This is a genomic window from Hymenobacter frigidus (assembly GCF_014640435.1).
In the GTDB taxonomy this organism is placed as follows: Bacteria; Bacteroidota; Bacteroidia; order Cytophagales; family Hymenobacteraceae; genus Hymenobacter; species Hymenobacter frigidus.
In genome coordinates this window covers 1-12,283 of the sequence record NZ_BMGY01000072.1, presented here as the reverse complement: position 1 = coordinate 12,283, position 12,283 = coordinate 1, and the positions used below count along the sequence as shown (strand labels likewise).

General features: G+C 57.0%; 11 protein-coding genes. 6 read left to right on the top strand and 5 right to left on the bottom strand.

The genetic code is table 11. From position 1 onward, the window contains the following. Positions 1-500 precede the first annotated feature (500 nt). On the top strand, positions 501-1,568 hold the full coding sequence (locus IEW17_RS19930; protein WP_188563819.1) for a PDDEXK nuclease domain-containing protein: 1,068 nt from the start codon (positions 501-503) through the stop codon (positions 1,566-1,568). A gap of 496 nt (positions 1,569-2,064) precedes the next feature. Here IEW17_RS19930 and IEW17_RS19925 read toward each other — a convergent pair whose 3' ends face one another. The 3 genes from IEW17_RS19925 to IEW17_RS19915 are packed head-to-tail and all read right to left on the bottom strand — an operon-like array spanning position 2,065 to position 4,069. Next, a complete protein-coding gene (locus tag IEW17_RS19925) occupies positions 2,065-2,844 on the bottom strand; it encodes an alpha-amylase family protein (RefSeq protein WP_229749165.1) in 780 nt (259 codons plus the stop codon). 20 nt (positions 2,845-2,864) lie between these two features. Then, entirely contained in the window at positions 2,865-3,764 is a 900-nt protein-coding gene (locus IEW17_RS19920; protein ID WP_188563821.1) for an IS3 family transposase, read from the bottom strand. Beyond that, positions 3,761-4,069, bottom strand: coding sequence for a transposase (locus IEW17_RS19915; RefSeq protein WP_188563818.1), 309 nt, complete (start codon positions 4,067-4,069; stop codon positions 3,761-3,763). The genes IEW17_RS19920 and IEW17_RS19915 overlap by 4 nt, the downstream gene beginning before the upstream one ends. A 93-nt stretch (positions 4,070-4,162) precedes the next feature. On the opposite strand from IEW17_RS19915, the gene IEW17_RS19910 reads away from it, so the two are divergent. Beyond that, a complete protein-coding gene (locus tag IEW17_RS19910) occupies positions 4,163-4,348 on the top strand; it encodes a hypothetical protein (RefSeq protein ID WP_229749164.1) in 186 nt (61 codons plus the stop codon). A 433-nt stretch (positions 4,349-4,781) separates the two neighbouring features. Here IEW17_RS19910 and IEW17_RS19905 read toward each other — a convergent pair whose 3' ends face one another. Then, complete coding sequence (locus IEW17_RS19905) at positions 4,782-5,786, bottom strand: IS701 family transposase (RefSeq protein ID WP_188563816.1); 1,005 nt, start codon at positions 5,784-5,786, stop codon at positions 4,782-4,784. Positions 5,787-6,128: 342 nt separating this feature from the next. On the opposite strand from IEW17_RS19905, the gene IEW17_RS19900 reads away from it, so the two are divergent. From IEW17_RS19900 to IEW17_RS19890, 3 genes are all read left to right on the top strand, one after another. Further along, a complete protein-coding gene (locus tag IEW17_RS19900; protein ID WP_188563815.1) occupies positions 6,129-6,902 on the top strand; it encodes a ParA family protein in 774 nt (257 codons plus the stop codon). A 5-nt stretch (positions 6,903-6,907) separates the two neighbouring features. Next, positions 6,908-7,270, top strand: coding sequence for a hypothetical protein (locus tag IEW17_RS19895; RefSeq protein ID WP_188563814.1), 363 nt, complete (start codon positions 6,908-6,910; stop codon positions 7,268-7,270). A 932-nt stretch (positions 7,271-8,202) separates the two neighbouring features. Next, entirely contained in the window at positions 8,203-9,453 is a 1,251-nt protein-coding gene (locus tag IEW17_RS19890) for a replication initiation protein (RefSeq protein ID WP_188563813.1), read from the top strand. A gap of 510 nt (positions 9,454-9,963) precedes the next feature. On the opposite strand, the gene IEW17_RS19885 is transcribed toward IEW17_RS19890, so the two are convergent. Next, the gene (locus IEW17_RS19885) at positions 9,964-10,200 is read right to left on the bottom strand and encodes a helix-turn-helix domain-containing protein (protein ID WP_188563812.1); all 237 of its coding nucleotides are present in this window, start codon (positions 10,198-10,200) and stop codon (positions 9,964-9,966) included. A gap of 1,705 nt (positions 10,201-11,905) precedes the next feature. Here IEW17_RS19885 and IEW17_RS21540 point away from each other — a divergent pair. Further along, positions 11,906-12,103, top strand: a complete 198-nt coding sequence (locus IEW17_RS21540; protein ID WP_188563811.1) for an integrase core domain-containing protein — start codon at positions 11,906-11,908, stop codon at positions 12,101-12,103. The last annotated feature ends 180 nt before the right edge of the window (positions 12,104-12,283 follow it).

The window sequence follows — 12,283 nt, the reverse complement described above, 5'->3', positions numbered from 1 at the left end:
ACGTTCATAACACAAGTTTAGGACTTTGCCGGTAACTTATTCGCAATTCACTTCGTGACGAGTATAGTTGAAATTATTTTTGGGCTCCGTGCAACAGATTCATTCATTGATGAAATTAGGATGCTCACGGCCAGAGCTAAAATGGACCATGTGGTATTCAAACAAGCAGTTGCACCCAGCAATAGATTTGCATTAGACCTCAAGCCATTGAAACTGGCCAAACAATAAAAAACACGATGTAGACTGCAGAACACATGTGACATCAGTGGCCAGTCTTAATGGTTTGGTCCAAAAGTCGATTGGCCCATGGGCATAGATAAAAACTGGCTAAAGAGGCAAGAAAACGGCCCTAAAGCGTCAGCTACTAAATAAGGCTACTGCGTTTCGATGAAGCAGGCCGTATTGGAGGTCGCATGGGCAACTTTCTCCGACGGGCACCCGAACTTGCAGCCATTAAGATGTGCGCCGTGCGCATGCTCTCGCTGCTTCCCCATTTGTCCATGAGCTTGGTCCCCGCCGACTACCCCCAGTTTCTGACCGCCATCACACAGCGCGTCCGCGCGGCCCAGTACCAGGCCTTGCAACTCGTCAACCGCGAGCAGCTGCAGCTCTACTGGGACCTGGGTCGCTTGATTGCCGACCGCCAGCAGCACGCCGGCTGGGGCAAGGGCATTGTCGAAACCCTGGCCCGTGACTTGCAGACCGAATTTGCGGGCCTCAGCGGCTTTTCGGCCTCCAACCTGTGGCGCATGCGCGCCTTTTACCTGGCCTACGCCGACGACGAAGTTCTCGCACCGCTGGTGCGAGAATTGGGCTGGAGCCTGAACGTGGCCATCCTGGAGAAAAGTCAGTCGGCCCACGAGCGCTTGTTCTACGTCACCCAAGCGCGGCACTACCATTGGACCAAGGCCGCGCTGCTTCAGCAATTCAAGGCCCAGGCATACCAACGCACGCTGACGGCCCAGCATAATTTCGAGCAGACCCTGCCCAGCCCGCAGCAATCGTCAGCGGTGCTCGCGCTCAAGGACGAGTACCTCTTTGATTTTCTGGAGCTGAGCGTGCCCCACTCCGAATACGAGCTGGAGCAGGCCCTGCTGGGCAACGTGCGGCGCTTTCTGAGCGAGATGGGCGGGGATTTTACATTTATCAGCAACCAGTACCGGCTGGAGCTGGCCGGGCAGGAGTACTTCATCGATTTGCTGCTCTTTCACCGCGAACTGCAGTGCCTGGTGGACGTAGAGCTCAAGATTGACGAGTTCCGGCCCGAGTACGCGGGCAAGATGAACTTCTACCTTTCGGTGCTGAACCAAACCGTGCGCAAGCCCCACGAGCAGCCCAGCATCGGCATCATCATCTGCCAGAGCAAACACCGCACAGTGGTCGAGTTCGCGCTGCGCGACGTGAACAAGCCCATCGGTGTGGCCACGTACGCCTACACCGACACGTTGCCCAGCGAGCTGCGGCCCTTCTTCCCCTCGAACGAAGAATTGGTTCGACGGCTCGACGCCGTGACGGCGGCCCTGCAGGCCCAAACCGGCGCCGGGCCCGGCGGGCCGGCGAAAGACTAGCCCAGCGAGGTCAAGGACTTTTAGTGGAGTTGCCTATCCGGAATTCTACCGTTTTGCGAATGAGTTTGCTACTGGCCTTGCCGAACCTGAGAACGGCGTTTTGAGGGCCGATTTTCGGGAGGGTTTTTCGAACGCTTTTTCTACGGTTCGTTCCAAGAGATTTTGAGCTTCTACCGACTGCATTCCTAACCCATATCCAGAGTATTAGAAACATCATATACTCTTAGCGGGAATTTCTGTTCCTACTATTGTGCTACCCCCTTTTCCAGGCAGTTGACACTGGGCGAACAAGGTTTAAGAAGAGGCAAGGGGGGGCAATAACTCGCCGTTCAAGCCCCGGCCCGCCGGTTGGGTCGTCCGCGGTGCTAATCGCACCGGCGCACCAACTGCGGGACTTGGCTTGGCTACAAGACCCTCTACAGCCCTACCTATCCCGATGCGCGCATCTCCATCCAGTCCGCAAAGCCCGCGCTCAATTACCTGTGCAGCCCCGTGGTTATTTCTTCAGCACCGCGTAGCCGTAGGCCGGTAGCTGCACTTGAGTGCCCAGCGTAACGGTGCTGCCCAGCAAAGCATTGGTCCAGGTGGTGCCAGCCAGGGCAGCGGGCAGCGCGTAGGTACTGGGGGTGTTGCGGGTGTTAACCAACACAAAAGCTTGTTCTGAGCCGGACGTCTTGGTGAAGGCGCACACCGCGGCCGAACTAAAGGAAACGGATGTGCCCCGCCGCAGCGCGACGCTGCCGGCCCGGATGGCCAACAGCTGCTTGTAGGCCCGGGTTACGTCGGGGCGGGCATCCCAGGCTACTTTCACCGACGTGAAGGGGAAAGTTATGGCCGTGCGCATGCCCGCTTCCTGGCCATTGTAAATCAACGGCACGCCTTTGTAGAGAGCCGCCACCACGAAGGCCGACATGGCCCCTGCGTCGCCGTTGAAGAGAGTAACGGGGGTGCCATCCGAGCTGTTTACGTCGTGGTTCGTGGTGTAGCGCACCACGTGCTGGCCACTTGCCGAGCCCGTGTACTCGCTGGCGTTAAGCGCGTCGAAGGCCGTGGCCGGAGCGCCGTTGCGGTACACGTTCTTGATGGCGTCGTAGAAGGCGAAACCAAAATTATAGTCGAAGCCCGACGAGTAGTTGGACGCGCGGGTGCCCTCGGCCAGCAGCAGCAGCTTGTGCGTTTTGATGCTACGCAAAGTATCGTTGGCCTGCTGCCAGAAATCGTTGGGCTGAAAGTCGGCGTAGTCCAGGCGGAAGCCGTCCACGTTGGCCGTGAACACCCAGGACTGAGGTGGTCCATTTAGGCTGGACAGTTTAGGGCAGTAGTTTGAAGAAGTTGTTGGTGAGTGTGATAGGGCGTCTGATAGCCGATGCTGGAGTGCAGGCGTTCGTGATTGTAGTAGTCAAAATAATCGGTGACGCTGGCCTGCGCGTCGGCCAGGTCGGCAAAAACAGGCCACTCGCGCCCTTCGAGCACCTCCGTTTTGAGCCGGGACCAGAGGCTCTCGGCTTGGGCATTATCGTAGCAGTCGCCGCGGCGGCTCTGCGAGCGCAGGGCCTGGTGGTCGTGGAGCAGCTTGCGGTAGGCCTTGCCGCAGTACTGCCCGCCGCGGTCGGCGTGCACGAGTAGGCCCGGGGTGGGCGGCTGAGCGAAAAAAGCGCGCTGTAAAGCGGTGGTCACCAGTTCTTCGGGCATACTCGCGCCCACGTGCCAGCCGACCACGTGCTTGGTGCACTGGTCCTGAAAGGCGCACAAGTAGGCCCAGGAGCCGTTGGCGAGCGGCAAATACGTGATGTCCGACACCCACACCTGGTTGGCCTGGGTGGGCTTGGGCTGGTCGAGCAGCCGGTTGGGGGCACAGCGCAGGCCATGGGTCGAATCGGTGGTGCGCGGGGTGAAGGCCTTGGGTTGCAGCGCGTGCAGGCCTTCCCGGCGCATGGCCACGCGCAGGCGCTGGCGGCCCACCCGGTGCCCATCCTGGCGCAGCGCGACCTGCAACCGACGGGTGCCATAGCGCCGTTTATGGTACCGGAAGGCCTTGACCAGCGCCGTTTCCCACGCCGGTGTGGCGGCCCCCACGACCCGCTGCTGGCCCGCCTGCCAGGCGTAATAGCCGCTGGCCGGCACGTCTAACACCTGGCAGAGCCGCCGCACCGGGTAGTAGCCGCGCTCGGCGGCGACGAAGCGGTAACGGCTCATGGGGTCGGCGTCTGCGAGAAGATGGCGATGGCTTTTTTTAAAATGTCCAGTTCCTGCGCCTGCCGCCGGGCCAGGGCCCGCAGCTGGCGCAGTTCGGCCGCCGTGTCCGGGTCCAGGGCAGCCCCCAAGGCGGCCGCCACCGGCGTTTGGGCAGCCTTTTGCCACTGGTAGATACGTTTGGGGTCGATGTTGAGGGCGCGGGCGGCCGCTTGGGTCGAGCGGCTTTGCTCAGCTAGCCGCAGCGCTTCGGCGCGGAAGGCCGCATCGTACTTGCGGCGTTTGTCAGGTTTTGAGAGGTCTTTCATGACGTGGGAAAGATACCACCCTGTTCTGTCCAGATTAACTAGACCACCTCACTCTGCCAGCGGGTGCAGGAAATCACCGGCTAAACCGTGCCGGTGGGCTTCGTGGACCGGGGCTACACGGGCGAAGACGCAGAATATGCGGCAGCCGTACACGATATTGACTTACAATTCATTAAGAAGCCGAAAGGCCGACTCGGCATCGTGCTGTTGCCCCAGCGCTGGGTGGTCGAACGCAGCTCCACCTGGTGCAGCAGTTTTCGCCGTCTGGCCCACGACTAGGAACGGCGCAGCACGACCTTGCAGCAACGCCGCTTTGTTGTCTTCGCCTGTATCATGCTCGCCCGACACGCCAACAGTGCACAACAACCACTAGCGTTATTAGAAAGCCCATGACTCGAACGTGCGCTCAGTTTCACGGTCAACTCCAATGGCCTTCGCTGCCTCGCTGCATTTATCTTTCTTGGACTCACCGGTTTTCAAACGTCAAGCTGGCTTGGCATAAGAAACTCATAACGCCATATTGCAAGCAACATAATATTGCAGTGTTGCTTGTATTTTTATGTTGCCAGTATTACAGTATTTATCAAACCGCATTTGTCTCGAATCAGCGTTCTTCGTGGTACTCAACTAATAAAAGCACCACCTGATGTATTGCAATGTTGCAGGTTTACATCCAGAATGCAAATAAACAATAAATTTATTTATATAGGACTTACGCAAAAGCTAGGGCTGGCTGCAGTAATTCGTGTCGCATATACGCATCCAAAAACCCTTGTTTGAGCTGATACACCGTTTTGTGGGTCTGGTAGGCGGCTTGTTTGAGGCGGGTCCAGGCCCGCACGGCTAAGGCGATGTGGTTGCGCTGGCTGCGGGCCAGCCGGCACTGGCAGGCCTGCACGCCGGTGAGTTGCTTGAGTTCGCGGTGAAACTGCTCAATCGTCCAGCGGACGTTGCTTTCTTGTTCGGCAGCGGCCGTGTCGCGGGGCTCGGCCTCGTTGGTCACGAGGTAGTCCGTCCGGTGGGTGGACACCAGTACGCGGAAAAGTTTCAGTTTGCAGCCCTTGGGCATCCCCTTTACTTTCAGAATTTTGCCCTGCTTCACCTCTTCGTTTGACCAGCACAGGCAGCCCACCGGCTGGTAGGGCTGCTGGTCGCCGGAGTCGTCGACCAGGCGGTTACTTTTCAGCGGGCAGTAGAACGTTTTGCCCGCCTCGAGCAGCCACTTGAACAGCTTCGTGGTGGCGTACCAGCTGTCCATCAGCACTGTGCGGTACGGGATGCCGCGCGGGGCCAGTTGCGCCAGCATGTCGGCCACGTGCTCGAGCTTGGTCTTGCCGTCGTCATCCGGCGCGAACAGACGGTAGTCAATCAGCCAGAACTGGTCCGTCTCGGCGTTGACGTAGACGCAATTGACCAGGCCGATGCCGGCAATCACGCCGTGGGCGTTGCCGCTGTACTGGCGGCGGACCAGCTCGATGCGCCGGCTGTGGTGCTTGTCGAGCACCGTGTCGTCGAACAAGACGTAGCCCCGGGCGCTGAGCACGACCTGCGGGCGCACCTGCTGCCAGAGCTGGCGGGGCGTGAAATGATTGGTTTTAAGAAAATAGCGCACGTTGTCGTGCGTGAGCCCATCCAGGTGGTCGGCCAGGTACGTGCCCGTATAGTTCACCTGGCTGCTCACCAAAAATTGCCCGTAAAGTTGCGCGGTCATTTTCATGGCTTTTCCTTTCAAGTTACACCTTTTGCGTAAGTCCTATTATCATTATTAATTAATGAACATGTTATACATAAAGCCTTGCAATAAATACGTATTGCAGTGTGGATACTAATACTGCAATACGGCAGTATGGCTTGAGGCATAATAATATAGGTGCTGTCATATTGCAATGTGGCGGGTATTTTTGTATTGCTGGTATTTTTGTATTGTTTATAAGTAAGTATTGGTGTGTTGCTCGTAATTTCGTATCGCAATACGGCCGGTATTTTTGTGCATTATGTGTTGTTGTATTGCAGTGTTGCCTACCGGCATTATGTTTGTGAAGAATTTATTCTCTCCCACATGCGCATCCTAACATTTGCCAACAACAAGGGTGGGGTCGGAAAGACGACTTCCGCCCTCTCCGTTGCCCACCGCTTGGCTGAACTGGGCAACCAAGTGCTCTTCATCGATGCCGACCCGCAAGCCAATGCCAGCACGGCCTCCGGGTTGCCGGCCGAACACCCGCACCTGGGCCTAGCACTTACGGAAGGGGAGGGGGTGCCCACGCTGGCCTCGCTCTGCTACCCACTTAGCCCGGGCTTAAGCATGGTGCGGTCGGCACGCATCATGGCCCAGCAGGAAAAGGGCTTCGGCAATTCGCCCGACTACCAGTTCTTTTTCCGCCACCAGCTCGAAGACGTGCGGTCACGTTTCAACTACGTCATCATCGACACCGCCCCGAACCTGGGGCCGCTTACCGTCTCGGCGCTGGTCGCCAGCGAGGCAGTGTTTATTCCGCTGCAACCCAATTTATTCGGCAGCGAGGGGATGACGGCGCTCATCGAGATGGTGGCTCGGCTCAAACGCAACTTTAATCCGCAGTTGCGGGTCGGAGGCATCTTTTTCACTAAATACTCGCCCACCTACCGCAAGGCCCTGCACCACCAGTACGCCCGCGACCTGCAGGCCGACCCGGCGCTGTCCGCGCTGATTATGCGCCAATCCATCCGGGAAAACGTCTCCCTGGATGAGGCCCAGAGCATGCAACGGCCCATCTACGACTGGGCCCCCAACTCCAATGGGGCCGCTGACTACCGCAGCCTTACGGACGAAATTCTCACCCGCATTTCCTGATTCTTATGGGCAAGCCCTCAATGACTGGCACGCGCCCCCGGGTGGCCGCGAGTGCCGACGACCTGATATACGGAGTGGAGTTCGGTGCGGCCCCACTCCCCCCCACGGCACCGGTAGCGCTCCCCCCACCAGCCGGGTCAGCCGAGCCGGAAGCCGTCCCGGTCAGCCGGGTAGTGTTCACCAACCAACTCAAGCCCGACGTCTACCGCGAGCTGCGCCAGTACGAGTACTGGGCGCACATGGAGTTGCACGAGGTGTTACACGAAGCCCTGGTGGCTTACTTAGCCGATAAGCCCGAAGCGAAGAAAGCCTTGCCCCCCAAAGTAGCTGCTAAAACGCTCAAGCGCCTAGTCCGCAGACCCGACTAGCGGACCTGCCAGGTAGCCGGCTGTTACTCCCAGCGCCGCACGCTGGGCCGAGGTACGCTCGCGGCTGAATAGGGGAGGGGCTCCGGCGATTGGGAATTGGCTACCGTTTGGTCAATCCGCAAAGCAAGGCCATCACACGGCCACTACGGGAGCCGAAACAACTGGGGGATAGCAGCGGATGGCAAACCCCTGAAAAACCTATTGCCGCGCGCTGTGAGCGCGCTGTACGGTAGCAGGCTGGTCCCAGTCAGGTGGCACGCTGCCGGAGTCCTTACAGGGGCTCCTTCTGCTTTTAGGCCAGCTTACCGGTCCCTAATCCTGAGGCCACCGTTTCGGCTATCACCGCAGCAGAACTGAAGAGAGAAGGGAGTGTTAGCTTCATTGCGCCAGCACGGCATCCGGGCAATGCCATCGGGTTGAGAGAACGACGTTATTATACTGTATATATGCTATACAAAATTTTGCGCCCGGTGTGCAAAGCCAGACTTAACGTTTGACTGGTAAGAATAAGCTGGCGAAGCCTCCAACTTGCCAAAAAAAATCACTAGCTAGTCTTTACTAATTAATAACTCTTATAGTCTTTACGGGTCCCATAACGCATTGACTTTTAATGTTTAGCGAGGTTCATGTGCTACCAGATTGCCGTTTGCTGCTACCAGATTGCCGTTTGCTGCTACCAGATTGCCGTTTGACGACTACCAAATTGCCGTTTTAGAAAACCCTATCTGCTACCAGATTGCCGTTTGCTGCTACCAGATTGCCGTTTGACGACTACCAGATTGCCGTTTTAGAAAACCCTATCTGCTACCAGATTGCCGTTTCGGCCGGCCGGTTACATCTGCTACCAGATTGCCGTTTCACCCAGCGGGGAAATGAACCTATCAGGGAAATTCGTACCTTGAAGCCAGTATCTGCTACCAAAATGCCGTTTTGTGACCAGTCAATTAGCCATCATCTCGCCGCGGCCGGAAGTACGTCAGCATAATGCGCTGATAAATAGCTCATTTGTTCTTAATACCTTAGAGTGGCGCGCTTTCACGGCGATTTTGGCCCGCATCCATCCCGACGATGAGGAGTTCAAGGAATATTTTATCCCCGCCCCGGAACTGGTGGGGGACGAGACGGGAGGAAGCGCTTATCAGCAAATCAAGGGTCTGGCTAAGCGCTTGATGAACAGAACGCTGTATGTAGAGTTGTTGGGGCCGAACGGGGAGCGGATGAGCAAGCCCGATTACGAGTATATTTCGTTCATTACCAAGGCGCGCTACGTGCGGCAGCGGGGGGGGCTTTTTGTAAAGGTTAACCCTGATTTTATTCCGTATCTGCTGCAGCTAACGCAGCGGGGCAACTTTACCAAAAGCCTGGCCAAAGAACTTAAGAGCCTGAGCAGCAGTCACTCATTCAAGATTTATTGGTTGCTGTCGGAGTACCGCACGTTTGGAACGCGCACCATTACGGTTGAAGACCTGCGGTTTCGGCTGGGCATCCGGACCGATGAGTACGCTGACCGCTTCAATAACTTTAAAGCAAAGGTGCTGGATAAAGCGCAGGAAGAGCTGGCCGATACCGACTTATGCTTTGAAATGGAGTTCTTGCGGGAGGGCAAAGCCGTGAAGCAGATTCGCTTTACGTTCAATGCCAGCCCTCTGGTGCTGGAGCCATCTGCTACCAAATTGCCGTTATCAACGGCGCACACGCCGCCGGTGCAGGAATCATGGGCCACTGATTTGCAGGATATTGGGGTAGGAGAGGCCGGCTGCGATGTTATCCGCCGGCACTTGGTAGAAAGCCAGTACCCGGTGGAATACCTGGGCTACGTGCTGGAGGTGATGCGCCGGCCCCGCAAAGCTAAGATTCGCAAGCCAGCGGACTACATCTACAAATGCATTACGGGAAAGCTGCTGCTCGAGGAGTTTCGCCGCAGCAAAGAACTCGTGGTGGTGCCAGCGGCTGAAAAACCAGTGCAAAAAACAAGTAGCAAACCGGCCCCGGCGGTACCGGTTGAAACGGTTTATCAGGTAGCGGAGGTGCGGGAAATGTATGATAATCCAGGGCCTTTCAGCAAGAATAACCACCGCGCCGCCACGTTTGAGGAACACCTGCAATGCATTTATCTGGACCAGGGTTTTGTGTTGGAGAAGCGGGCCGGCAAACAAGTGTTGGTACTAAAGCATGGGCAGTAGTAGGACGACTCCCGGCCAGTACATTACCTGCCTGTAGGGCCTTCCCATGGGGCTACTACAAGCGCGCCGGCCGGGAGTCGTCCAACTGCTGGCCCGCTGCCCCGCACGTGCCTGTCCTGCTCGTCCGCTTAGTGTAACTCAACCACCAGCGCCGGTAGAAAGAAGCCGCCAGCACCATCCGCTATCTGCGCCCTGCTTACCAACTACCAAGCGTCCCGCCAGCAGTTCACGGCCCGAAGCACCGCGCCCAAAGCGGCTCCCTTGCTGATTACCAACACCAACTGCTGCCTACCCGGGCCTATAGAAATGGCCCGAGTGCTTGTTACAATGAGGCGAAGAACTGCGCTGGAGCAGATTCGCAGTCAGTGTCCCTGATAGCAGCAGTGGTGAAACCAGTTTTGGGCATTGTTCTCGGCAGTGCAAGGCGGCCCGCACGGCGGACGTTATGGCCTGCCTGGTGCAGGCCTGGGCCGGCTTTCTGTTGTCCGGCTTGCTTAAACCCAGACTCCCTCAGGCAATGGCTGCCGCCTCTGCAAAGTCCATCAGTTCTCGGAGGGGCAATTGCAATGCCCGCGCCAAGGACACCAGTACGTCCAGGGTAGGTGCCCCCTTTGCGTGCTCAATGCGCTGCACCGTGAGCTTGGCCACGTCCGCGTAGTCGGCCAGCGCCTGTTGGCTCCATCCCCGGGCTTCCCGTAATTTCCTCAAATGCACCCCGAAGGCTTCGACGCTGGCCGGATTTTTCACGGCGCAAACTCACTCCATCCGCGCGGCCTGATGGCATAACATACTTACCCAAATCAAATTATTTACTGCTTTGCGGAGGAAGTACAGAAACCTGTTTTTCTACCTGTCTTCTTTCATGTCTGATTTTCTTTTTGGCAAACGCCTCACCCAACTTGGCACTACGCTAGCGGGGGAAGCACCCCCCCGCAAGGTCCTCACCGAGCGTTGCCCACGCAGCCGGGTTGCCCTCCGCCGCATTCGCCCGGTTAAAAAAAGGTCGCTGGCATAGCCGCGGGTCTGGTGGCCGTTGCACTCTTTTCCACCACTCCCTTGGTACCAGCTCCATCTGCCTGACGTATAAGATGGAGCAGATGCCAAGGAGTAAAATAGCGCGTATCACCAATGATAATGAATGACTTGTCAATGCATAATGCCAGTCCCCGGCGCATTTCTTTTGCTCAAGCTTCTTCGCTGCTGCTGGCGCAGGCGCTGACGGATGCCCACGCGTGAATGGAGGGCCACTTCCCCGGCTTGGGATGGCCCACGTGGGGCGATGTGCTGCGGGAACTGCAACTCGCTTGTTGGTGCATGAGAAAGCCGTAAGCTTTGATTGGCAAGACCTCGTGCGCCGGGTCCAGGCCCTGGCTGCGTCTGTGGAACTGCCCGCGCCTGCCCCGCTTACTGACTGGCAGCCTGCCGCGGAATTGGTTGCGGAACTCAACACTTACCGATGGCTTGCCGTCCGATGGCAAGCCGTCCCGGAGCTGGCCGAGCTGCAAGCCAGCCCGCAGGCGTGTGGCCCGCTCGTCTACGCGTTGCTTACGCATCTGGCTCAGGGCCATGCGTAAGCAATGCGTGTCGACGACGCAATCCAGGGCGCACGCTACCATCCGGCGAATACTTTGTGCCCGCTAGTCCCCGAACCGCTCGTGCCGTTGACCTGTCCAGCCGAGGGCACGAGCGGTTTGTTGGGGGAGGAGGGAGGGGCTCGGTTTGGCTTCCCTGGTGTCCAGGATGTTGAAAAAGAATACCCTCCCTGTTCCCCTTCGTCGAAAAACATCAAAGTGGCGCACGTTCCTCGACATCGTTCAGCATTACCCGCGGGGGGATGGCAGGCCCGGGTTCACGGTTTGTGAATCGCTCACGCACATGCGCGCACGAACCCGGGTCATCTGGTGGTGGAGAAAATAGTGGTGTTGGCCGGGGCGATGGGAGAGCACCTGTTACACGTTTTGGCAGACCTGTTGACAGCAGTCGCCGTTAACAAAAGAAGGAAAAAAATAAGTGACGCAGTGCTAATGGTCAGAAAACAACTTTCCAAAGTAACGCCAACACATCTACATCAGACCCAGAAAAATGACGTCGCGACAGGTTCATAATTCGATTTGGAGAGAGGCAAAGCCCAAGAAGTTTTACTTGGTACAAAAGCATTCGGAAAAATATTTAATACTTCTCCAATCACCTTGTTAAGCATAAAATTCCCCCAATTTCTTGAGTATCTGAAGCTGCATCTGAATCAAGGAAACAGGGCATAAAAAGGCACTAGTTTATTTGCGGATTGTGCTTTTTATTACTGTCAATCAGTTGATTACTTTCTGGTGCACCGTTGCCCTCGCTCTCATTACCCCGGCGGCACCGGGCGGGGTAATGAGAGCGGGGGCAACGCCTACAAAGCCTTGTTGCTGCATGGGGCCAAAGCCTAGCTCTCGCACAGCCGGCGCGGCGAATGCTACTACAATGCCCTACCGGGTACGACCCAAATCGGAACCTCAAAACCGAGGTTCTCGAAGCCCGCGACTGGCCCATCTTTTCCGATTTAGCGGATGCCCAAGCCAGCGTTGCCGAGTATTTTGATTACTGTAATCATGACCGTTGCCACTCCAGCATTAGCCACCAAAAACCTTATCCGTTTCACCAACAATAACCTAGCAATATCACCCCATCCTCTGCTGCTTAACTAAACCACCTCAGTGCACATCACGCCCGTGCAGCGCGCCGATATTATGCCGGCCGACCCGTATGCCGCGGAAGCCTCGGCCGTTAAGAAGCTGTTTGAGTTAATTTTGCAAGATGGATACCTCCGCTATTTTGACCCGAAAGTTAT